The following is a 22425-nucleotide window of genomic DNA, read 5'->3' on the forward strand; positions in this document are numbered from 1 at the left end:
CTCAGCAGCGGCGGCGCCAGCGTGCACCAGGCCAGGTCGCGCACGCGCGCCGACGTGGCGGCGCGCCACAGCGGCTCGGCCGTGGTCGCGCCGGCGCCGGCCAGTTCAGTGACCGGCTCCCGCATCGCCGCCGCCGGCAGTGCCGGCCCGTTGTGACTCGACCCGATTGGGGTCGAGCAGCCCGGAGTCGAGCAGATCGGCCGGCGCCGCCGGATCGTTCTGCCGGTAGACATCGCGCGCCAGGCACAGGTCTTCCCAGGCGCGCGCCTTGTCGGGCAGCGTGCGCAGCAGGTAGGCCGGATGGTAGGTCACCACCACGGGGATGCCCTCGTAGCGGTGCACCGTGCCGCGCAGCTTGCTGATCGGCGTGGTGGTGCGCAGCAGCGTCTGCGCGGCAAAGCGGCCCAGCACGACGATCAGGCGCGGACGCACCAGCGCGATCTGCCGGCGCAGGAAAGGCTCGCATTGCTCGACCTCGGCCGGCTCGGGATTGCGGTTGCCCGGCGGCCGGCACTTCAGCACGTTGGCGATGAACACGTTGCGCCCGCGCGCCAGTTGCAGCGACGCCAGCATGTTGTCGAGCAGCTTGCCGGCCTGACCGACGAAGGGCTCGCCCTGCCGGTCCTCGTTCTCGCCCGGGGCCTCGCCGACCAGCATCCAGTCGGCCTCGCGATCGCCGACGCCGAACACCGTGCGGGTCCGCGTGCCGCACAGCTGGCAGGCGGTGCAGCCGGCCACGCGCGCTTCCAGCGCCTGCCAGTCGAGCGTGGCGAGGTCGTCCGCCGGCTGCGCGACCGATTCGCCGAGCGGCAGCCGCAAGCCGTCGTCGGCAACGATCGGAATGACCGGCTGGCGTGGCGTCGGCGCGGGGGCGGTCGTCGCGCGGGCAGCGTCGAGACGCGGCGCCTGATGGTCCGGCGCCTGATGGTCCGGCGCTGGATGGTCCGGCGCATGATGGTCCGGCGCTGGATGGCTCGGTCCTTCGAAGCCTGGCGCTTGCCGGTCCGGCAGCCCCGTTGCCGCCGCGGCCTCGGGCTCCGCCTGCACCGCCGCGGCATGGCGCGGCACCCATTCGGTGCCGATGCCGAGCGCCTCCAGGAATAACGCGCGCCGGTTCATGCCGATGCCTCCCGCGCGCCGTCCTGTGCGCCGTCCCGGGCCGTGTCCCACCGGCGCCGCAGCACCAAAGCGTCCTCGCGCCCGTCGGCGGCCGGGTAATAGCCCTTGCGCCGGCCGATCGTCTCGAAACCGGCGGCCTCGTACAGCGCCAGCGCGGCGGTATTCGACGGCCTGACTTCGAGCAGCACATTGGGCAGCCGATGCTGATGCGCGGTGGCCAGCGCCACGGCCAGCAGCAGCTTGCCGAGGCCTTGGCGATGGCGCGCCGGCTCGATCGTGATATTGAGCAGATGCATCTCGTCGACGACCGGCATCAGCACCGCGTAGCCGGCCAGCTGCCCGGCGGGGTCGCGCAGTGTCAGGCCGATATGGCCGGCCTTGACCGAGTTCTCGAAATTGCCGCGGGTCCACGGATGGCTGTAGGCGCGCTGCTCGATATCGACCACCGCGTCGAGGTCGCGCGCGCTCATGCGAGCCAGCGCCCAGCCGCTCGGCAGCGCCGGCATGGCGGGCACCGCGGGCCAGGCGGCGGCGCGGGGGCGGCTGTCGCCGAGCGCGGCGCTCATTGCCGTTCTCCGGCGGCGGCCAGCGACGCGCGGCCCGCCGCCGCGGCCTGGCGCTCGGCGACGGTCTGCGCCACCTTGTCGCGCAGATACAGCGGCGCGGCATCGGCCGCGGCCACGGTCTCGCCGCGCGCCAGCGCGCGCTGCGCCAGCGCCACGACGGCGGCCGCATGCGGCATCGCGCCGGGGATCATGCGCGCGGCCTGCGCGGCGGCGTGCAATCGTTCGCCATAGACCGTGGCGCCGTTGCCCGCCAGCCAGAACGTTGCGGCCGGCGCCTGCACCGCCTCGGGCGCGATCACGCGCATCGGACCGGCTTCCTGCCATTCGCCGCGGGCCGCGTCCCAGTCGAACAGCCCGGTGTAGACCTCGTCCATGCGCGCGTCGAGCGCGACCAGCACCGGCATGCCGGCAGGCAGCGCCACGGCCGCGGTGTCGCCCTCCAGCGCGGCCCCGGGGACTCCGCGCACGCGTTCGGCGCAGGCCATCAGCGTATTGATCGGAACGACCGGCAGATCGGCGCCGAAGGCCAAGCCTTGCGCGATGCCGCAGGCGGTGCGCAGGCCGGTGAACGAGCCCGGGCCGGCGCCGAAGGCGATCGCGGCGCAATCGGCCAGCCGGATGCCGGCCTCGGCCAGCAGTTCGCCCGCGGCGGGCAGGACCCGGCCCGACGAGCGCGGACCGGTCTGTTCGTGGCGGGCCAGGCAGCGCAGCCCATCGGACGGCGAGGCGTGGCCGAGCGCGACCGAACACCACTCGGTGGAGGTTTCAACGGCAAGAATCCATGACATGCCGCGATTGTATCCGCTGGCCGCCGAACCGAAGCCGCCCTCGGTTTTTTCCGGGCGGGTTTGGCGGCCTGCGGGGCTATCATCGCGGGTCCATCCCCCTCACCGTCCCGGAGTCCCCATGAGCGAGCTGCAACAGCGCTTCGAGCAAGCGCAGAACGACGTCAAGCAACTGTCCGAACGCCCCAGCAACATGACGCTGTTGCGGCTGTACGCGCTGTTCAAGCAAGGCAGCGAGGGCGATGTCCATGGCGACAAGCCGGGCATGACGGACTTCGTCGGCCGCTACAAGTTCGAGGCGTGGGAAACGCTGAAGGGCACCAGCCAGGAAGAGGCGATGCAGAAGTACATCGAGCTGGTCGAGGAGCTGAAGTCGGGCGCGGCGAGCTGAGCCTGACCGCGTAGCGCTCTCGCTGTCGTCCCCGCGCAGGCGGGGACCCAGCGGCTCCCCCGCGAGACGGCAAGACGCTGGCCCCCCGCTTTCGCGGGGGCGACAGCAAAAGGCACTACTGCCCCACCCGTTCCGGCTGCTGCCGCGGCCGGATCCGCCAGGCGGCCAGGATCGCGGTCGCGATCACCAGCCCCACCGCCAGGAAGGTCTCGTCGAACGCGCGGATGCGCGCCGCGGCATCGGCCCCGGCCTGATTGCCGGCCAGCAGCGCGCCGTGCGACTCGAGCCGCCATTGCAGGCCGACCCCGGCCAGGCTGACGCCGATGGCGCCACCCAGCTGCCGCACGAAGTTGATCACGCTCGAACCCTGCGCGATCAGCGAGAAATCGACGCCCCGCATCGCCCCCAGCGACAGCGACGGCAGGATGCAACCGAGGCCGATGCGGCCGAGCACCGCCAGCGCGATCAGCACCACGTAGGGCGTCGTCAGCGAGCCCAGCGCCATCAGCAGGAAGGACGCCGCCAGCAGCGCGAGCCCTACCGACACCTGGATATGCGGCGGCACGCGGCTGGTCAGGCGGCCCGCCAGCGCGATGGTCACGGCCAGCGCGATGCCGGCCGGCAGCAGCACGAAGCCCGCCTGCGACGGCGAGTACTGCAGCGCCATCTGCATGTAGACCGGTAGCAGATAGGTCGAGCCGAACAGCCCGGCGCCATAGATGAAGGCCACCACCGCGCCGGCCGAGAACTGCCGATAGCTGTACAGCCGCATGTTCATCAGCGGATCGGAAGCACGCAGCTGCCACAGCACGAACAGCACCAGCAGCAGCACGCCCAGGCCCGACAGCAGCAGGCCGGTAATGGTGTCCTCGCGCAGCTCGACCAGGCCGTTCAGCAGCATCACCGTGGCGACCCCCGCCAGCGCCAGCCCCTGCCAGTCGAGCGGCTTGCGCTCGCCCATCATCGCCGAATCGATCGCCATGAAGCGGCGCGCCATCAGCCCGGCGACGATCGTCAGCGGCACCACCACGAAGAAGATCGAGCGCCAGCCGAACGATTCGACCAGGAAGCCGCCCAGGCTCGGCCCCAGCGCCGGCGCCAGCACCACGCCGAAGCCGAACATGCCCATCGCCCTGCCCTGCTCGCGCTCCTCGAACACGCGCAGGATCAGGATATTGGGCAGCGGCTGCATGATGCCCGCGGCGATGCCTTCGGCCACGCGCATCGCGATCATCACGCCATAGCTGGGCGAGAAGCCGCCGACCATGCCGCCGACGCCGAGCAGCACCGCGGCGCCGAGAAAGGTACGGCGCAGCCCGTAGCGGTTCAGCAGCCAGGGGGTCAGCAGCATCGCCAGCGTCATCGCAATCATGAAGCTGGCCGCGACCCATTGCGCGCGTTCCTGCCCCAGCCCGAAATGCCGGCTCAGGTCCGGCACCGCGACATTGACGATGGTCGACGACACGATCGACGACATCGTGCCGATCATCAGCGTGACCAGCACCAGCCAGCGCAGCTTGTCGCCATAGCGCTCGCGCAGGTACGCGCGCGTCGGCGCGCGGCGCGCGCGATCGCCGCCGCCACGCGGCGGCAGGGAATCCTCGCTCACCCGAGCCTGCCGGTGCTGGCCAGTTCGCGGATTTTGCGGACCGTATCGAGATCGGCCTCGTGATAGGCCGACTTGACGATCTCGGCGTAACGGTCGTCGCCGCTGGCGTCGACCGCCGGCATCGTGGTCTCGTAGGTGAAGCGCAGCAGCAGCGCGCCCGGTCCGGGCGTCTCGATCGTCATCGTCAGCGTGCCGCCGGCGTGGTCGGCGGTGGCGGCGGTCTCGTAGCGGACCGAGCGGCGCGCCTCGAACACGACCCGGTCGCGCACCTCGGCCTTGCCGAAATGCAGCACGCGTTCGATCCAGTCGTCGCCGCGGCCGGTGATGTCGGCACGGTCCAGGCCCAGCACGAACAGCTCCGGCGACTGACCGCGCAGTACCAGCCCCTGCCAGACCTGGTCCGCCGTCAGCGGGTCCAGCGCCGGCATGTTGGGGTCATTGATCTCTACCAGATGCTCGAAGCGCAACTTGATTCTCCCTCTTGCTCAAGCCGCCATTATGAAGGCCTCGCGCCGGCGCCGCATTCCGCAAAGCAAAAAGCCCGCGGATGCGGGCTTGTGAGTCGGTTCGTCGTCCCCGCGCATGCGGGGACCCAGTGTCCTTATCAGTCGCTGGACCCCCGCTTTCGCGGGGGCGACGATCGGGCTCAGATCTCCTCGTACAGCGGCAGCGTCAGGAATTCGGCGAACGATTCCGACGTCGACATCTGTTCGAAGATCTCGGCGGCGCGGTCGTAAGTCTTCGTGTCGCCACCGACCACTTCCTTGACCTTGGCCAGCTCTTCCGGGATCAGCGCGCGCACCATCTCGGCGGTCACCTTGCGGCCGTCTTCCAGCACGCCCTTCGGCGAGCGGATCCACTGCCAGACCTGCGAGCGCGAGATCTCGGCGGTGGCGGCGTCTTCCATCAGGTTGTGGATCGGCACGCAGCCGTTGCCGGCCAGCCAGGCGCCCAGGTAATGGATGCCCACGTTGATGTTCATGCGCAGGCCGCCTTCGGTGATCGGCGTCTCCGGCTGGAAGTTCAGCAGGTCGGCGCCGGTCACGTTGACGTCCGGGCGCTGCTTCTCGAACTGGTTCGGCTTGTCGCCCAGCACCGCGACGAATTCCTTCATCGCCGGCTCGACCAGGCCCGGGTGGGCCACCCAGCCGCCGTCATAGCCGTCGGTCGCGTCGCGGCGCTTGTCGCCGATGATGCCCTGCATCGCGATCTCGTTCTTCTCCGGATCGTTCTTGATCGGGATCAGCGCGCTCATGCCGCCGATCGCGGGCGCGCCGCGCTTGTGGCAGGTCTTGAGCAGCAGCAGCGCGTAGGCGCGCATGAACGGCGCGGTCATCGTGACCTTGGCGCGGTCGGCCAGGCAGAAGTTCTTGTCGGTCTTGAACTTCTTGATGCACGAGAAGATGTAGTCCCAGCGGCCGGCGTTCAGGCCCGCGCTGTGCTCGCGCAGTTCGTACAGGATTTCTTCCATCTCGAAGGCGGCCAGGATCGTCTCGATCAGCACGGTCGCCTTGATGGTGCCCTGCGGCAGGCCGATCTCGTTCTGCGCCATCACGAAGATGTCGTTCCACAGGCGCGCTTCCAGATGGCTTTCCATCTTCGGCAGATAGAAGAACGGACCGGCGCCCCGCGCGATCTGCTCCTTGGCGTTATGGAACAGGAACAGCGCGAAGTCCCAGATGCCGCCCGACACGCGCTGGCCGTCGATGGTCACGTGCTTCTCGTCCAGATGCCAGCCGCGCGGACGCACCTGCAGCGTGGCGATCTTGTCGTTCAGCTTGTAGACCTTGCCCTTGGCCTCGAGCGTCAGCGTGCGGCGCACGGCGGCCTTCAGGTTCACCTGGCCCTGCAGCTGGTTGTGCCAGTTCGGCGTGTTCGAATCCTCGAAGTCGGTCATGTAGCTGTCCGCGCCCGAGTTGAACGCGTTGATGACCATCTTGGCTTCGACCGGGCCGGTGATTTCGACGCGGCGGCATTCCAGCGCCTTCGGAATCGGCGCGATCTTCCAGTCGCCTTCGCGGACGGACTTGGTCTCCGGCAGGAAGTCGGGGCGCTCGCCCGCGTCCAGCCGCTTGGCGCGTTCGACGCGCGCCGCCAGCAGCTGCTGGCGGCGCGGCTCGAAGGCGCGGTGCAGCTTGTCCACCAGGGCCAGCGCTTCCGGCGTGAGGATATCTTCGTAGGCCGGCAGGATTTCGCCGGTAATCTTCATGCCCGCAGGCAACGTGATGGCCATCAATGTTCTCCTGTGATCGATGGGGGTTGTGCCATGCCTGCCCTCGTCATCCATGCGCGACGGCAATGCCGCGTGCGCGCACGAAATCGAGCAGGTCGTTCATGTCGTGCCCGGTTCCGGTCGGCTCGGCGTCGAGCCGCTCCGCCGGGTGGCCGGCACGATTGATCCAGAACGTGGTGTAGCCGAACCAGGTCGCGCCGCACGCGTCCCAGCCGTTGGACGAGACGAACAGCATCTCGTGCGCCGGCACGCCGAAGGCCGCGGGACCGAGCGCGTAGGCGGCCGGTGCGGTCTTGTACTGGCGCACCGCGTCGACCGACAGCACATGGTCGAACAGGCCCTGCATGCCGGCGCTCTTGACCGAGATGTCGAGCATTTCCGGATTGCCGTTGGACAGGATGCCCAGCGGCAGGCCGGCCGCGCGCAGGCGGCGCAGCGCGCCGAGGTTTTCCGGAAAGGCCGACAGGCAGGCGTATTCCTTCAGCAACTGCGCCTCGGCCGCGGCATTGAGCCGCAGATCGAGCCGCTGCGCCGCATAGCGCAGCGCATCGACGGTGATCGCCCAGAACGGCTTGTACCAGGCACCGTCCGGCGCGGCCATCGTGCGGATCCGCGTGTAGTCGATCTGGCGGTCGCGCCACAGCAACGCCAGCGCCTCGCCCTTGCCGGGAAACAGCTGCTCCGCGCGCGCCGTGACGGAGTACACGTCGAACAGCGTGCCATAGGCATCGAAGACGACGGCGCGGATCGGGTTCATAGCAGCAAGGACCAGGGGTTGGCGGCCGCGGCGCGGGGCCGGCGTACCACGAATTCCGAGCATTGTAGGCAGGCGCTGCAGCGCGGCATAGCCGACCCGGGTCACTTGATCTTTTACTTTTGCACTACTAATCTTGGCGAACCGCTGGAAGATCCGAAACCAATATCGGCTCCGGCCCTCCCATTCGCTGGCCGGCACGTATCGCCAAGATCGCTTTGTGTCGCGCCGGCCGCAAAACGTCGGGGACACGTGGATCACTTCAAGCAACTCGCGACCTTCGTCTCGGTCGCCTCGCGCGGCAGCCTGTCGGCGGCCGCTACCGCCGAGGGCGTCGCGCCGGCCATCATCGGCCGCCGCATCGACGCGCTGGAGGAACGGCTGGGCGTCAAGCTGCTGGTGCGCACCACCCGCAAGATCACGCTGACCTTCGAGGGCTCCGCATTCCTGGAAGACTGCCAGCGCATCCTCAACGATCTGCAGAACGCCGAGGCCAGCGTCTCGGCGGGCGGCGTCAAGGCCAGCGGCCATCTGCGCGTGACGGCACCGGCCGGCTTCGGCCGCAAGCACGTCGCGCCGGTGGTGCCGCTGTTCATCGAATCGCATCCGGACGTGACCATCACGCTGGACCTGTCGGACCGCGTGGTCGACCTGGTCAACGAGGGCTTCGATTGCGCGATCCGCCTCGGCGATCTGCCCGATTCGAGCCTGGTGTCGATCCGGCTGGCGGAGAACCGCCGCGTGGTGGTGGCCGCGCCCTCGTATCTGGCGCGGCGCGGTACGCCGCAGCTGCCCGAAGAGCTCAGCGCGCACAACTGCCTGGCCTTCGGCGCCAGCGCAAACGTGCAGCGCGGCTGGGTGTTCCAGCAGGACGGGCGCCCGGTCACGGTCAAGGTCGGCGGCAATATGGAATGCACGGACGGCGCGGTGCTGCATGCCTGGTGCCTGCAGGGCCATGGGCTGGCGTGGCGCTCGTGGTGGGAGGTCGGCCACGAGATCGCGACCGGACGGCTGGTCACGGTGCTCGACGAATTCCAGGCCCCGCCAATCGGCATCCACGCGGTGTTTCCGCAGCGCAAGCATCTGCCGCTGCGGGTGCGGCTGTTTATCGATCATCTGAAGAACACCTACGGCAACCCGGCCTACTGGCGCCGCGGCGAGCAGGTGGTGCTGCCCGCGAGCGACGAACCGGTCGGTGCCTGAGCCGGCACGACGACCGGGCAAGGGTTCGCCCGCGATGCATTAGCCGCCACACTGGCTACAATGAAGTCAAGGCGGACCGACCTGGTTCGCCCGGTTCCGGTGCCCTCGGGCATGCCTTTGGACTCATCGCAAGGAGATCGGCCATGTTCAAGCACATCCTGCTCCCGACTGACGGTTCGGAGCTGTCCAAGAAAGCGATCGATGGCGGCATCGAGCTGGCCAAGGCCATCGGCGCCCGGGTCACTGCCTATGTCTGTCTCGAGGAATATCCGTACACGCCGTTCAGCGAAATCGTGGTCGAGGCCCCGCAGGCCTTCAAGGACCGCATCGAGGCGCAGGCGCGCATCTACCTGAAGGAGGTCGAGACCGCCGCCACCGCGGCCGGTGTGCCTTGCGACACCGATATGTCGACCTTCGCGGTGCCCTATCTGGGCATCATCGACGCGGCCGAACGGCATGGCTGCGACGTGATCTTCATGGCCTCGCACGGCCGCCGCGGCCTGTCCGGCCTGCTGCTCGGCAGCGAGACGCAGAAGGTGCTGACGCATACCGATATTCCGGTGATCGTCTACCGGTGAGGTAGCGCCCGCTGTATGTGTTCTCCCTCTCCCCCTCATGGGGGAGAGGGTTGGGGAGAGGGGGTGGTTGCAAACCACACAGGCATGCGCACCGCCGGCTGCCCTCTCCCCTAACCCCTCTCCCGCAAGCGGGAGAGGGGAATCAGCACGCGGGAGTCTTACGACCTCAAGCCACCTTCTTGTCGAAGAACTGCTCGTCCTCGGTCGAGCCCTTCAGCGCGGTGGTCGACGACTGGCCGCCTTCGATGGTCTGCGTGACCGCGTCGAAGTAGCCGGTGCCGACTTCGCGCTGGTGCTTGACCGCGGTGAAGCCCTTCTCGGCCGCCTTGAACTCCGCTTCCTGCAGCTCGACGAACGCGCTCATCTGGTTGCGCGCATAGCCGTAGGCCAGGTTGAACATCGAGTAGTTCAGCGAGTGGAAGCCGGCCAGCGTGATGAACTGGAACTTGTAGCCCATCGCGCCCAGCTCCTTCTGGAACTTGGCGATGGTGGCGTCGTCCAGGTTCTTCTTCCAGTTGAACGACGGCGAGCAGTTGTAGGCCAGCAGCTTGCCCGGGAACTTGGCGTGCACCGCCTCGGCGAACTTCTTGGCGAACTCCAGATCCGGCTTGCCGGTTTCGCACCAGACCAGGTCGGCCACTTCGGCATAGGCCAGCGCGCGCGCGATCGACTGCTCGATGCCGGGCCGGGTGCGGTAGAAGCCTTCGACGGTGCGCTCGCCGGTGCAGAACGGCTTGTCGCGATCGTCGATGTCCGAGGTCAGCAGATCGGCCGCTTCCGCATCGGTACGGGCGATCACCAGCGTGGGCACGCCCATCACGTCGGCGGCCAGGCGCGCCGCGGTCAGCTTGGCAACCGCCTCGCGGGTCGGCACCAGCACCTTGCCGCCCATGTGGCCGCACTTCTTGACCGAGGCCAGCTGGTCTTCGAAGTGCACGCCGGCGGCGCCCGCTTCGATCATCGCCTTCATCAGCTCGAACGCGTTCAGCACGCCGCCGAAGCCGGCCTCCGCGTCCGCCACGATCGGCGCGAAGAAATCGACATCACCCTTGCCCTCGCTCCACTGGATCTGGTCGGCGCGCTGGAAGGTGTTGTTGATGCGCTTGACCACCTGCGGCACCGAATTGGCCGGATACAGCGACTGGTCCGGATACATCTCGCCGGCCAGGTTGGCGTCGCCGGCGACCTGCCAGCCCGACAGATAGATCGCCTTCAGGCCGGCCTTGACCTGCTGCATCGCCTGGTTGCCGGTCAGCGCGCCCAGCGTGTTGACGAACGGCTCGGTATTGAGCAGGTGCCACAGCTTCTCGGCACCGCGGCGGGCCAGCGTGTGCTCGATCTGCACCGAGCCGCGCAGCCGCACCACGTCCTCGGCCGTGAAGTTGCGGCGGATACCCTTCCAGCGCGGGTTGGTTTCCCAGTCTTGCTTGAGCTTTTGTGCTTCGATTTCGCGGGACATGTCACTCTCCTGTTGATGGGGTTCGGCGAATCTTTGCGACGCGACCGGACGGGGAGCCGGTCTGCCGACCTGGGCGACGGATGCCGGTTTCAGCGTTCCGGCGGCGCCGCAAGTCATATGTCTTATATAAGAGTGTAGAGAAGCGTCCCGCGACGCAACAAGGCTCGATGCGGTCCTCACCGCAGATTTTTTCTCCTTATATTTCAGTAGGTTACCTAAAACATTTCACGATGCGGCACGTTCTTTCCCATCATGAGAAACGACCGTTGTGCCACGCACGCATGTATTTTTGCGGACCAAAACGTCTTTCCGCATCGTGAAATTGTGTGCAAGTGCTGTCGGCCGGTTCAGGCCGCCTTGCCCGCCTTGCCCAACTCCACGTCGGACACCAGCACACCGTCCTCGTCGACGTAGATCCAGTTGCCCGGGCGTACCACCGCCCCCGGCATCTGCAGCGCGACGTCGCGCTGGCCGCTGTTGCGCTTCTCGCTCTTGCGCGGATGCACACCGAGCGCGCGGATGCCGATCTCGCAATCGTTGAGCTCGACGGTGTCGCGTACATAGCCGTTCAGCACGATGCCGGCCCAGCCGTTCTTCTGGCCAAGCTGGCCCAGATTGCCGCCGACCAGCGCGCAGCGCGCGGAGCCGCCGGCGTCGACCACCAGCACCCTGCCCTGCCCCGGCGACTCGAGCGCCTCGCGCACCAGCGAGTTGTCCTCGAACACCTTCAGCGTCATGGCGGGACCGGCAAAGCGCGCGCGCCTGCCGAAGGCCTGCCAGCCCGGCGTCAGCACGCGCAGCGAGCCGTCGGCCAGGCGTGCCTCGTGATCGTCGCAAAGGTCGGTGGTGGCGAAATCCATGGCAATTCACTCCTCGATAGACAGGGGAAACGAAGGGGAAAAAGCGAAGGCGGGCGCGACGCCCGAATGCGCGCGTTGGTGCGGCGCAACCGGAGCATCATAGTGGAAAACCGCTTAGGGAAAAGGCGCAGGGCGCGCGGCCCGGCGCCTTACATCTGCTTGAACAGATAGGCGTACTGGCGCGCCACCGGCAGCGTCTCGGGACGGTTGCGCAGCTTCAGCGCGAGCCGCCCCAGCGACTGATTGACCGCGGCGGAGACGCAATCGATGTTGACCACCGTGCCGCGATGGATCTGCCAGAAGCGGTCCGGATCGAGCTGCTGGGTCAGCTCGCGCAGGCTGGTGCGGATCAGCGCCTCGCCGCTGTTCGATACCACGTTGACGTACTTGTCGGTGGCCTCGAGGTAGATCACCTCGTCGACCGGGATGATCCGCACTTCCTGGCCGACCAGCGCCTTGATGAAGCGCAGATAGGGACCGCCGGTGCGCGCGATGGTGTCGCGGTCCAGCGCCTCCAGCCGGTTCAGCAACTGCTCCAGCCGTTCGCCTTCGAGCGCGCCCGCCGAGGCGTTGCCGTCCATCGTCTGCGGCGGCATCGCCAGCCGCGTCTTCAGCCGGTTGACGGTCGCCTCCAGCCGCTCGCGCTGGATCGGCTTGAGCACGTAGTCGACCGCGGCGCTTTCGAAGGCTTCCAGCGCGAACTGGTCGTAGGCGGTGACGAAGACCACCAGCGGCGCGCCGGGCTTGCCCAGCAGGTCGCGCGCGACCTCCATGCCGGTGATGCCGGGCATCCGGATATCGAGAAAGGCGACGCGCGGCGCGTGCTGGCGCACCGCCTCGAGCGCCGATACCCCGTCATGCACCGTCGCGACGATCTGCGCCTCGGGCCACAGGCTGGACAGTTCGGCGTGCAGCACGCGGGCGAGCAGCGGTTCGTCGTCGGCAATCAGCAGGGTCGGCGTCATCGTGGCATCGGTGGCAGTCGATCGTGGATCATCGACGGTACGCGAAGGAAATCGGCGACCGTCAGCGCTAGCGGGTCGGGCGGCGGCAACACGGTCCGCAGCCCGCGAATTCGGTTCAGGATCGCGGGACGACCGAAGCGGCCGAGCCGGCCGGAATCGGCGGCACCGGTACCGCCGGCGCGGCACCGCCCTGCGCTGCCCCGCAACTGGTGGCAGGCGCGGGGACGCCCGGTGCACCCTGGGCGGCCGGCTTGCGCGTCACGGGCACGGTCAGCCGCACCACCACGCCGCTGGGCACGTTCTCCTCGATCTGCATCGTGGCCGCCGCGCCGAAGATGCGCGCCAGGCGTTCGCGCACATGGGTCAGTCCCAGGCCCGAGCCCTTGGCCGGGGCCTGCGCGAAGCCGACGCCGGTATCGGCGATCGACACCTGCACGGCATTTTCGCCCTGGGCGCGCGCCGACACGGTGATGCGCCCGCCCGCCATGCACGGTTCGATGCCGTGCGTGACGGCGTTCTCGACCAGCGGCTGGATCAGCATCGGCGGAATCTCGACCTCGGCCAGATCGTCCGGCAGATCGAACCGATAGGACAGCCGCTGGCCGAAGCGCAGCCCCTGGATATCGAGATAGCTGCGCAGCAGCGCAAACTCCTGCTGCAGCGTGCATTGCTCGGCGCGGGTATGGGCCAGCGAGCGCCGCAGGAAGCCGATCAGCCCCTGCAGCAGCTTGCGCGCGGCGCGCGGATCGGTGGCGATCAGGCCGTCCAGATGGGCCAGCGAGTTGAACAGGAAGTGCGGTTCGATCTGCGCCTGCAGCGCCATCAGCTGCGCGCGCACCAGCTGCTTCTCGGCCTCCTCGCGCTGCAGCGCGTCGAGCGCGGCCTGGCGCTGCAGGAAGGCCAGCCGTTCGCGCGACCAGTAGAAGTAGATCATGCTGGTGGCCGCCAGCATCCCGACCACCAGGCACATCCGCAGCATGTCGTTGGCCTCTTCCATCGACTTGGGCGGCAGGTCCATCACCATCCGCGTCGCCCAGCTGCCGAACAGCACGCCGAGCGGCACCGCCGCGATCGCCAGCAGGATGAAGGGCCAGCCGGCCGGGCGCTCGTTGCGCCAGATCACCACGCGCGGAATATCGATCAGCGCCCAGATCGACAGGCCGATCAGCTGGCTATAGACGAAGTTCTTCAGGAAGGTGCCGCCGGTCTGGAAGCCCCAGGTCAGGCTGACCGCGATCACGCCGTTCATCACGAGCACGAACACCAGGTCGCGCGCCAGCAGGGTCAGGCGGGAGGGAATGGCGTGGGTGAAACAGCGGTGCGTCGATCTCATGTCGCCTCCGTCCTTCCACCGCCACCTCGGCGACGCGGGTGTGGGGAGGGACTGTTGCCTCATTCTAGCCGCCGCCTGCCGACGTTCCATGCGGCAGTGCGGCCCCCACCGCGGCATTCGCCAACTGTCAGGCGGATCGCACGCGGCACGGGATGACCGGCGATGCGGTGCAGCATGGCGCGCGGCCGCTGCATCGGACCGCATCCCGTGTCCGTGCGCGTAATGTAACCCGGGTGGCGGCGCGAATGAAACCCGGATGCGACGAACGGGCGACCGGCGGCGCGAAGGGGCCGCTGCCGGGCTCGAACCGAACGCGGCGGGATCCATGTATGACCAGACGCAGCAGAGTGCAACCGCGGCGAACGCCCGGCGCAGAACCATGCCGGCATGCGGCAGCGCCGCGATGCCTGCGGCATGGCAGTCCCTGTGGGTGTTCTCCCCTCTCCCGCTGGCGGGAGAGGGGCCGCGGGAGAGGGCAGCCGCGCGTTGGAACCGCCCTGGCAACCGCGGCGGCGAACGCCTACGCGGCCTCGGCCGTCAGCGCCCCCAGGCTGCCGCCTTCGGCCAGCGCGTTGCTGACCGCCTGCTCCGACAGCTGCGGCGCGAACAGCTGGATGAAGGCATGCGCGTAACCGCGCAGATAGGCGCCGCGCCGCACCGCCACGCTGGTGGTGTTCGGCGCGAACAGATGGTCGGCCGAGATCCGCACCAGGCCGCTGTCCTTGCGCGCGTCGTAGGCCATCGACGCGATGATGCCGACGCCGAGGTCGAGCTCGGCATAGGTCTTGATCACGTCGGCGTCGAGCGCGGTCAGCACGATCTCCGGCTGCAGGCCGGCCTGCGCGAACGCGCTGTCGATCTTGCGCCGGCCGGTGAAGCCCGCGTCGTAGGTGATGATCGGAAAGCCGGCCAGATCCTCCAGCGTCGGCTCGGGCAGCCGCGTCAGCGGATGGTCCGGCGCCACCACCAGCACATGGCGCCAGGTATAGGCGTCGAACGCCGTCAGCGACGGTTCGCTGGCCAAGGCCTCGGTAGCGATGCCGATATCGGCCTGTCCCGACAGCAGCAGCTCGACGATGTGGTTCGGCGAGGCCTCCTGCAGCGCCAGCGTGACGTGCGGGTAGGCACGCCGGAATTCGGTGACGACCTTCGGCAGCGCATAGCGCGCCTGCGTATGTGTGGTGGCGACCGTCAGCCGGCCCGTATGGCGGCCGGCGAATTCGTCGCCGGCCTGGCGCAGGTTCTCCGCCTCGAGCAGCAGGCGCTCGACGATGCGGACGATCTCGCGGCCCGGCGCGGTCAGGCCGGTCAGCCGCTTGCCGTAGCGCTCGAAGATCTCGACGCCGAGCTCCTCCTCCAGCTCGCGGATCTGGCGCGACACGCCGGGCTGCGAGGTGTACAGCGCGTTGGCGACCTCGGTCAGATTGAACTGGCGGCGCACCGCCTCGCGGATCGATCGCAGTTGCTGGAAGTTCATCGGGACGCTCCTGCCTGCTCACCGGCGAACACGCGCATGCGCCGCGGCCGCGCCGCCAGCAGCTCGCCCTCGCGATAGCCGTCGCGCTGGAAGCGTTCGAGCGGCAGCACCACCTCGATCAGCTCGCGGTTGTCCTCGCGCTCGAGCTCCAGTTGCGCGACCGGCCCGAGCGCCAGCGCACGCCGCAGCGTCGCGACGATGCCCTCGGCACCGGGCGCATAGCGCTCGAGCTCGACGTCGTGCGGGCGGACGTAGCCGATGGCCTCGGCGCCTTCGGCCTGCCCGGCCTGTTCGATCGAGCCCGCGCCATCGTCGCCGACGCTGCCCGACAACGGCAGCAGCGCCGCCCCGGTACGCAGCGCCCCGCCCTCGGCGCCGCGCTCCAGCCGTCCGTGAATGCGATTGACATGGCCAAGGAAGCCGAACACGAACGGTGTGGCCGGATGCTCGTAGACCGCCTGCGGCGAGCCCACCTGTTCGACGCGGCCGCGCTGCATCAGCACCACGCGGTCGGCGACTTCCAGCGCCTCCTCCTGGTCGTGCGTGACGAAGACGCTGGTCACATGCAGCTCGTCGTGCAGGCGCCGCAGCCAGCGCCGCAGTTCCTTGCGGACCTTGGCATCGAGCGCGCCGAACGGCTCGTCCAGCAGCAGCACGCGCGGCTCGACCGCCAGCGCGCGGGCCAGCGCGATGCGCTGGCGCTGGCCGCCCGACAGCTGCGGCGGATAGCGATCGGCCAGCCAGTCCAGCTGCACCAGCTCCAGCAGCGCGCGCACCCGCTCGTGGATCTGCGCCTCGCCCGGCCGCTCGCCGCGCGGCTTGACGCGCAGGCCGAAGGCGACGTTCTCGAACACCGTCATATGGCGGAACAGCGCGTAGTGCTGGAACACGAAGCCGACCTGCCGCTGGCGCACCGGCTGCCCGGTCGCATCCTGGCCTCCCAGCAGCACCTGCCCGCGGTCGGCGCGCTCGAGCCCGGCGATCACGCGCAGCAGCGTGGTCTTGCCGCAGCCGGACGGCCCCAGCAGCGCGGTCAGTTCCCCTTCCGCGAAATCGAGCGTGACGTCGTCCAGCGCGACGAAATCGCCGAACTGTTTGTGCAGATGCCTTACCTGAATGCTCATGATGTCCATCCCAAGCTGTCTTGCGGGTCGGCCGCCGCGGCGGGGCCGCGCACCTTGGCGGGCTGCGCGGCGGACGCCGATTCGTCGGCGAACGCCACGGCCTTCGCCGGCACGGCGAGGGCCGACGCCGCCGGCAGCGTGGCCGGCGCGGCCGGCACGCCTTCCTCGTTCGCCTCGCCCGACTCGCGCCGCGTACGGAATTCGACCAGCGTCTTGATCGCCAGCGTCAGCAGCGCCAGCAGCGTCAGCAGCGAGGCCACCGCGAAGGCCGCGACGAAGTTGTATTCGTTGTAGAGAATCTCGACGTGCAGCGGCATCGTGTTGGTCAGCCCGCGGATATGGCCCGACACCACCGACACCGCGCCGAACTCGCCCATCGCCCGCGCATTGCACAGGATCACGCCATACAGCAGGCCCCAGCGGATATTGGGCAGCGTCACGCGCCAGAAGGTCTGCCAGCCCGACGCGCCGAGCACGATCGCCGCCTCTTCTTCCTCGGTGCCCTGCGCCTGCATCAGCGGAATCAGCTCGCGCGCGACAAAGGGAAACGTCACGAAGACGGTCGCCAGCACGATGCCCGGCACCGCGAACAGGATGCGGATATCGTGCTCGGCCAGCCACGGTCCGAACCAGCCCTGCGCGCCGAACAGCAGCACATAGATCAGGCCCGAGATCACCGGCGACACCGAGAACGGCAGGTCGATCAGCGTGGTCAGCAGGCTCTTGCCGGGGAATTCGAACTTGGCGATGGCCCAGGCCGCGGCAACACCGAATACCAGGTTCAGCGGCACGGCGATCGCCGCGACGGTCAGCGTCAGCCGGATCGCGGACAGCGCGTCCGGCTCGACCAGCGCGCTCCAGTAGGCGTTCAGGCCCTGGCGCAGCGCCTCGTAGAACACCGCGGCCAGCGGCACGAACAGGAACAGCGTCAGGAACAGCGCGGCGATCGCGACCAGCGTGCGGCGCACCCACGGCGCCTCGGCGGTGGCGTCATGCACCGGCGTCACCGGCAGCGCGCGTGCCGCGCCCAGCGGAAGAGAGCCGGCCATCTCAGAAATCTCCGGTCGCGGTCAGCGAACGCGATGCGCCCGCCGCATCGTCGTCGCGCCCCTGCGCCGGGGCCGGGCGGCCGCCGTTCTGGCGGCGCCGGGACCAGGCCTGCAAGCCGTTGATCAGCAGCAGCAACGCGAACGAGATCAGCAGCATCACCACCGCCACCGCGGTGGCGCCGGCATAGTCGTACTGCTCGAGCTTGGCGTAGATCATCAGCGGCGCGATCTCCGACACCATCGGCATGTTGCCGCTGATGAAGACGACGGAGCCGTACTCGCCGGTGGCGCGTGCGAAGGCCAGCGCAAACCCGGTCAGCAGCGCCGGCGCGATCGCGGGCAGGATCACGCGGCCAAAGGTCTGCCAGCGCGTCGCGCCCAGGCTCGCCGCGGCCTCTTCGAGCTCGCGCTCCAGTTCCTCGAGCACCGGCTGCACCGTGCGCACGACGAACGGCAGGCCGATGAAGGTCAGCGCGATCACCACGCCCAGCGGGGTGAACGCGACCTTGATGCCGAGCGGCTCGAGCCAGCGGCCGATCCAGCCGTTGCCGGCGAACAGCGCGGTCAGCGCGATGCCGGCCACCGCGGTGGGCAGCGCGAACGGCAGGTCGACCAGCGCATCGACCAGGCGCCGGCCGGGAAAGCGGTAGCGCACCAGCACCCAGGCCACCACCAGGCCGAACACGGTATTGACGATCGCTGCGATCAGCGAGGCGCCGAAGCTCAGCTTGTAGGCGGCCAGCACCCGCGGCGCGGTGACGATGGCCCAGAAGCTGTCCCAGCTCAGCGTGAACGCCTTCAGGAAGGCGGCCGCCAACGGGATCAGCACGATCAGCGTCAGGTACAGCAGCGTGAAGCCGAGCGACAGGCCGAAGCCCGGCAGCACCGTATGGCGGGCGCGCAGCGGTCCGGGCAGCCGCCGCGGAAAGGTCGGCGCCGCTGGCACGGTATCGGTCAATGGCAAGGTGGCAGGCATGGTGTCGGATGCGAAGGCCGGCGAACGCGACGTTGCGCACCACGTGGGGCGGGCGCTCGGCGTGCGATCGACGTGCAATGGGCGCCGCCGGCGCGCCTGTGCGCGCAACCGGCAGCGGACCAATAGATTGTGCAGAGCAGCGCTTATATCCAGAACGAATATTTACGCATGTCTTTAGTCGATTCAGATATATGGAACGGTGGGGATCACTTCGAGTGCGGCTTCCCATGCAGTGCAGTGCCTGTCATGCGAGGGGGCGGCACCGCGTGCGTCGATCCTCTGCAGCAGCGTGCGCAGCAATCCCAGCCCCTCCGGCCAACGGCCGAGGCCCGAATCCGCGTTGATGTGACCAAGGCTGCCCGCGTCGTGCAGCTCGCTGCCCCACAGCGTGCCCCAGGTGAAGGCGGTGCGCTGGGCCATCCACGGGTCGTTGCGGCTCGCCACGACCAGCGTCGGGAACGGCAGCCGGAACGTCGGCAGCAGCGGCGCGACGCCGAACTTGTCGGGGTCGGCCGGCGCGACCAGCAGGGCGCCGGCGATGCCGTCGGGGTCGTTCGCCGCCTGCCGCAGCGCCGCCAGGCAGCCGAAGCTGTGGGCGACCAGCACCGCGCCGCGCGGCGCGACCCGCCGCACCCGCGCGACCGCGTCGCCGACGCGCTCGGCCCACAGATGCAGGCTGGGGCGCGACCAGTCGCGCTGTTCGACCCGCTGCCAGTCGGGAAAGCGGCGTTCCCAGCGGCTCTGCCAATGCTCGGGACCGCTGCCGTGCAGCCCCGGTACGGTCAGGATGCCGAGCCCCGACGGGACCTCGAGCTCGATTTCGGCGGCATGGGACGGCAGACGCGACGTCATCTCGGTTCCTCCTGGTCGTCGTGGTGGGAATCGGGGCGCCGTGAGTCGGGGTGGCGCAAGTCCGGGTGGCGCAAATCGCGGCGGTGCGGGTCGGGACGCTGCGAGTCGGGACGGCACGACAGTGGCCCCGCGCGCCGCAGTTCGCCCGGGCCGAGCGTCGCGCCGGCATGGGCCCCCTGCCCCAGTTCGATGCCCGCCGCCTGCAGCCGCAGCGCGGTTTCGGCGCTGTCGAGCCGGCGGCCGATCAGCGTCACGCCGGCATCGGCGGCGCTGGCCCGCAGCCCCGCCAGCTGGCGGTCGGTCCACAGCCGGCCCATATCGAGCTTGAGCCAGTCCGGCCGCGCCTGCGCGATCAGCACGCCCGCCTCGGCCGGATCGGACGCCTGCAGGCTGACGGCAAAGCCGTTGCGCCGGTAGTTGCCGACCACTTGCAGCAGCAGCGGCAGATTGTCGTTGGCGCTGGCCGGCACCTGGATCATCAGCTGCGACTGCGGCAGGTCCAGCGCCTGCACCGCGCGCCGGAACGCGGCGCCATGGTCGTCGGCCACCGCCGCCAGCAGCCGGTTGTGCACGTTCAGCACCAGCCGGCCCGTGCCGCCCGCGGCCACGTAGTTGATCGCATGCAGCAGCCGCGACAGCCGGTCGAGCGCGACCAGCGAGGCGTCGTCGGCTGCCAGTGCGAACAGTTTCCACGCGGCCAGGCCGGGCTGCTCGCCTGCGTACGTCCGGATGGTGCCCTCATGGCCGATCACGCGGCGGTCGGCCAGCGCGATCAGCGGTGCGAACGCGCTGGTCAGCGAGCAATGGTGGAAGCGCCCCTGCACCTGGCCGCGGGCGTCGCGCCACAGCGAATAGCCGGGCTCGGGTCGCGCCGGCAGCGCCTGCAGATAGCGGGCCAGCGCGGCCGGAAGCGGCAGCGCGCCGGCCGATTCGAACCGCGCGGCGGCGCACCGGTCGAGATCCCGTTGGTCGCCCTCTTGTGCGAGTGGCCGTCCATCGGCGGGGGCGCGGCGGGCGATCGTGCCACGTTCGGTGCCACGTTCGGTGCCACGTTCGGTGCCACGGTCGGTGCCGCGTTCGGTGCCAGTTTGGGTCATCAACGCTCCGGTCCCCGCGGCTCAGCGGCGGCCAGGCTGGTAGACCTGGTCGAAGGTGCCGCCGTCGGCGAAGTGGGCCTGCTGCGCCTTCTGCCAGCCGCCGAACACCTCGTCGATCGTGAACAGCTTGACCTTCGGGAAGGCCGACGCGTATTTGGCGGCCACCTTCTCGGAGATCGGCCGGTAGTAGTTGCGCGCGGCGATCTCCTGGCCCTCGTCGGTATAGAGGAATTGCAGATAGGCCTCGGCGGCGCGGCGCGTGCCGCGCTTGTCGACCACCTTGTCGACCACCGCGACCGGCGGCTCGGCCAGGATCGACACCGACGGCGCGACGATGTCGAACTTGTCCGGACCCAGCTCCTTGATCGCCAGCAGCGCCTCGTTCTCCCAGGCGATCAGCACATCGCCGATGCCGCGCTCGACGAAGGTCGTGGTCGCGCCCCGGGCGCCGGAGTCCAGCACCGGCACGTTCTTCAGCAGCTGCGCGACGAAATCGCGTGCCTTGGCTTCGTTGCCGCCCGGCTGGCGCAGCGCATAGCCCCAGGCCGCCAGATAGTTCCAGCGGGCGCCGCCGGAGGTCTTCGGATTGGGCGTGATCACCTGCACGCCCGGCTTGACCAGGTCGCTCCAGTCGCGGATGGCCTTCGGATTGCCCTTGCGCACCAGGAACACGATGGTCGAGGTATAGGGCGAGGCGTTGTGCGGCAGCCGCTTCTGCCAGTCCGGCTTGATCAGGCCCTTCTGCGCGACCGCATCGACGTCGTAGCCGAGCGCCAGCGTCACCACGTCCGCCTCCAGCCCGTCGATCACCGAGCGTGCCTGCTTGCCCGAGCCGCCGTGCGACTGGCGGATCGTCACGTTGTCGCCCCCCCTGGCCTTCCAGGCCTTGGCAAAGGCGGCATTGACGTCGACATACAGCTCGCGCGTGGGGTCGTAGGATACGTTCAGCAGGGTCGTCTGGGCATGCGCGACACCGGCCACGCCGGCAAGGGACAACACTGCGGCCGCAATGGCCAACTGGCGAATCATCTTCAAGGGCTCCCGTCCGTCGGAAAAAATGAGGCTGGCATGCGCGGCGGCATCCGTGGGCCATCGCGACAGCATCGAGGCTACCGGCGGGCAAGGCGACAAGGAACGAATGGTTTCGCCGATCCAAGCACGTTTTTCGCATAAGGCCGCGGGGCGGCCGTGCCTCGGGCAACGACAGGGGCAATGGCGGGGCAATGGCGGCCGTGGCGGCGATGGGGCCGGGCCGAGCGCCCCAAAAGAAAAAACCCGCGGTACGGGAGCACCGCGGGTCAAGTTTCCAGCAAGGAAACGGGTAGACAGTCATGAAGTGCGCCCCCGCAGCTTCATGACTGGGTCGATGTTAGGGCCATGGAAAGGAGAGCGACTTGATGCAGGTCAAGAAACGCGCACCGATCGGCGTACTCCCTCTCCCCCTCAGGGGGAGAGGGTCGGGGAGAGGGAGGTGGGTTCAAACGGCGGCAACATGACGACCGCCGCTTGCCCTCTCCCCCGCCCCTCTCCCGCAAGCAGGAGAGGGGAACCCGAACCGGACCGTCAGGCTTCAGGAATGCAGGCGCTTGCCGACTTCACGGGACCATTGCGCGAGGGCGGCGGCTCCCGTCTTGCCATGAACAGTGGCCGGAATGGCATGCAGACGCAAGCCAAGCGCCGCGACAATCCTCAAGACAGTCGCAAAGTCAGCGGCCGACTTCGTATTCAGAACGTTGCCGAGCGCGTCGACGGACAGGCCGGCGCGTACTGCCACATCGTGAAGGCCCTTCGCACGAACGATGTCACCCAGCGCCGCGATCACCAGCTCGGAATCCTGCTCCTCGAGACAGGCCTCTAGATACAGCGCCATCTGGCGATCCGTCTTGAGGTGATCGGCAACGTCAAAGATTCGGGGTTTTGCGGTCATTTCCTACTCCAGTTGCAGGCGAGCAAGGCGCAACGAAAAACGCCGGGCCAAGGCCCGGCGTCTTCATG

At 68.9% G+C, this 22425-nt stretch carries 22 protein-coding genes; 3 read left to right on the forward strand and 19 right to left on the reverse strand.

What is annotated here, in order from left to right; genetic code table 11:
* Positions 1-105 precede the first annotated feature (105 nt).
* The 3 genes from LRR16_RS19765 to tsaB are packed head-to-tail and all read right to left on the reverse strand — an operon-like array spanning position 106 to position 2473.
* Entirely contained in the window at positions 106-1119 is a 1014-nt protein-coding gene (locus LRR16_RS19765; protein WP_232206886.1) for a uracil-DNA glycosylase family protein, read from the reverse strand.
* Positions 1116-1685 carry a ribosomal protein S18-alanine N-acetyltransferase gene (gene rimI / locus LRR16_RS19770; protein WP_232206887.1) on the reverse strand — a complete coding sequence of 190 codons (570 nt, stop codon included), beginning with the start codon at positions 1683-1685 and terminating at the stop codon, positions 1116-1118. Before rimI ends, LRR16_RS19765 begins: the two co-directional genes overlap by 4 nt.
* Positions 1682-2473 carry a tRNA (adenosine(37)-N6)-threonylcarbamoyltransferase complex dimerization subunit type 1 TsaB gene (tsaB, locus tag LRR16_RS19775; RefSeq protein ID WP_064577128.1) on the reverse strand — a complete coding sequence of 264 codons (792 nt, stop codon included), beginning with the start codon at positions 2471-2473 and terminating at the stop codon, positions 1682-1684. The genes rimI and tsaB overlap by 4 nt, the downstream gene beginning before the upstream one ends.
* Before the next feature lie 118 nt (positions 2474-2591).
* On the opposite strand from tsaB, the gene LRR16_RS19780 reads away from it, so the two are divergent.
* The gene (locus LRR16_RS19780; RefSeq protein ID WP_232206888.1) at positions 2592-2861 is read left to right on the forward strand and encodes an acyl-CoA-binding protein; all 270 of its coding nucleotides are present in this window, start codon (positions 2592-2594) and stop codon (positions 2859-2861) included.
* 115 nt (positions 2862-2976) lie between these two features.
* Here LRR16_RS19780 and LRR16_RS19785 read toward each other — a convergent pair whose 3' ends face one another.
* The 4 genes from LRR16_RS19785 to LRR16_RS19800 all read right to left on the reverse strand — a co-directional run bounded on the left by LRR16_RS19785 (position 2977) and on the right by LRR16_RS19800 (position 7460).
* Positions 2977-4470, reverse strand: coding sequence for a DHA2 family efflux MFS transporter permease subunit (locus LRR16_RS19785; protein ID WP_370646859.1), 1494 nt, complete (start codon positions 4468-4470; stop codon positions 2977-2979).
* Positions 4467-4937 carry an SRPBCC family protein gene (locus LRR16_RS19790; protein ID WP_006576552.1) on the reverse strand — a complete coding sequence of 157 codons (471 nt, stop codon included), beginning with the start codon at positions 4935-4937 and terminating at the stop codon, positions 4467-4469. The genes LRR16_RS19785 and LRR16_RS19790 overlap by 4 nt, the downstream gene beginning before the upstream one ends.
* 179 nt (positions 4938-5116) lie before the next feature.
* Positions 5117-6703 carry a malate synthase A gene (aceB, locus tag LRR16_RS19795; RefSeq protein WP_064577130.1) on the reverse strand — a complete coding sequence of 529 codons (1587 nt, stop codon included), beginning with the start codon at positions 6701-6703 and terminating at the stop codon, positions 5117-5119.
* A 46-nt stretch (positions 6704-6749) separates the two neighbouring features.
* Complete coding sequence (locus LRR16_RS19800) at positions 6750-7460, reverse strand: haloacid dehalogenase type II (RefSeq protein WP_232206889.1); 711 nt, start codon at positions 7458-7460, stop codon at positions 6750-6752.
* 249 nt (positions 7461-7709) lie between these two features.
* Between LRR16_RS19800 and LRR16_RS19805 the strand changes: the two genes are divergently transcribed.
* Both LRR16_RS19805 and LRR16_RS19810 read left to right on the forward strand, forming a co-directional pair.
* The gene (locus tag LRR16_RS19805; RefSeq protein ID WP_006576555.1) at positions 7710-8660 is read left to right on the forward strand and encodes a LysR family transcriptional regulator; all 951 of its coding nucleotides are present in this window, start codon (positions 7710-7712) and stop codon (positions 8658-8660) included.
* A gap of 143 nt (positions 8661-8803) precedes the next feature.
* Positions 8804-9238, forward strand: coding sequence for a universal stress protein (locus tag LRR16_RS19810; protein ID WP_006576556.1), 435 nt, complete (start codon positions 8804-8806; stop codon positions 9236-9238).
* 166 nt (positions 9239-9404) lie between these two features.
* Here LRR16_RS19810 and aceA read toward each other — a convergent pair whose 3' ends face one another.
* The 12 genes from aceA to LRR16_RS19870 form a co-directional block, all read right to left on the reverse strand.
* Complete coding sequence (gene aceA / locus LRR16_RS19815; protein WP_006576216.1) at positions 9405-10697, reverse strand: isocitrate lyase; 1293 nt, start codon at positions 10695-10697, stop codon at positions 9405-9407.
* Positions 10698-11044: 347 nt separating this feature from the next.
* Positions 11045-11557: a ribonuclease E activity regulator RraA gene (rraA, locus tag LRR16_RS19820; RefSeq protein WP_064577132.1), complete on the reverse strand. Its 513-nt coding sequence runs from the start codon at positions 11555-11557 to the stop codon at positions 11045-11047.
* Positions 11558-11706: 149 nt separating this feature from the next.
* Entirely contained in the window at positions 11707-12522 is an 816-nt protein-coding gene (locus LRR16_RS19825) for a LytTR family DNA-binding domain-containing protein (protein WP_006576214.1), read from the reverse strand.
* A 115-nt stretch (positions 12523-12637) separates the two neighbouring features.
* Positions 12638-13855 carry a sensor histidine kinase gene (locus tag LRR16_RS19830; RefSeq protein WP_232206890.1) on the reverse strand — a complete coding sequence of 406 codons (1218 nt, stop codon included), beginning with the start codon at positions 13853-13855 and terminating at the stop codon, positions 12638-12640.
* A gap of 520 nt (positions 13856-14375) precedes the next feature.
* A complete protein-coding gene (locus LRR16_RS19835) occupies positions 14376-15332 on the reverse strand; it encodes a CysB family HTH-type transcriptional regulator (protein ID WP_232206891.1) in 957 nt (318 codons plus the stop codon).
* A complete protein-coding gene (locus LRR16_RS19840) occupies positions 15329-16456 on the reverse strand; it encodes a sulfate/molybdate ABC transporter ATP-binding protein (RefSeq protein WP_232206892.1) in 1128 nt (375 codons plus the stop codon). The genes LRR16_RS19835 and LRR16_RS19840 overlap by 4 nt, the downstream gene beginning before the upstream one ends.
* Entirely contained in the window at positions 16453-17505 is a 1053-nt protein-coding gene (gene cysW / locus LRR16_RS19845) for a sulfate ABC transporter permease subunit CysW (protein WP_232206893.1), read from the reverse strand. The genes LRR16_RS19840 and cysW overlap by 4 nt, the downstream gene beginning before the upstream one ends.
* A gap of 1 nt (position 17506) precedes the next feature.
* The gene (cysT, locus tag LRR16_RS19850) at positions 17507-18481 is read right to left on the reverse strand and encodes a sulfate ABC transporter permease subunit CysT (RefSeq protein ID WP_232206894.1); all 975 of its coding nucleotides are present in this window, start codon (positions 18479-18481) and stop codon (positions 17507-17509) included.
* Positions 18482-18664: 183 nt separating this feature from the next.
* On the reverse strand, positions 18665-19333 hold the full coding sequence (locus LRR16_RS19855; protein WP_232206895.1) for an alpha/beta hydrolase: 669 nt from the start codon (positions 19331-19333) through the stop codon (positions 18665-18667).
* A complete protein-coding gene (locus LRR16_RS19860) occupies positions 19330-20250 on the reverse strand; it encodes an EAL domain-containing protein (RefSeq protein WP_232206930.1) in 921 nt (306 codons plus the stop codon). The genes LRR16_RS19855 and LRR16_RS19860 overlap by 4 nt, the downstream gene beginning before the upstream one ends.
* Positions 20251-20451: 201 nt before the next feature.
* A complete protein-coding gene (locus LRR16_RS19865) occupies positions 20452-21459 on the reverse strand; it encodes a sulfate ABC transporter substrate-binding protein (protein WP_006578991.1) in 1008 nt (335 codons plus the stop codon).
* A 541-nt stretch (positions 21460-22000) separates the two neighbouring features.
* The gene (locus tag LRR16_RS19870) at positions 22001-22357 is read right to left on the reverse strand and encodes an addiction module antidote protein (RefSeq protein ID WP_232206896.1); all 357 of its coding nucleotides are present in this window, start codon (positions 22355-22357) and stop codon (positions 22001-22003) included.
* Positions 22358-22425 lie beyond the last annotated feature (68 nt).

Origin of the sequence: Cupriavidus sp. UGS-1 (genome assembly GCF_021213615.1) — a bacterium.
In the GTDB taxonomy this organism is placed as follows: domain Bacteria; phylum Pseudomonadota; class Gammaproteobacteria; order Burkholderiales; family Burkholderiaceae; genus Cupriavidus.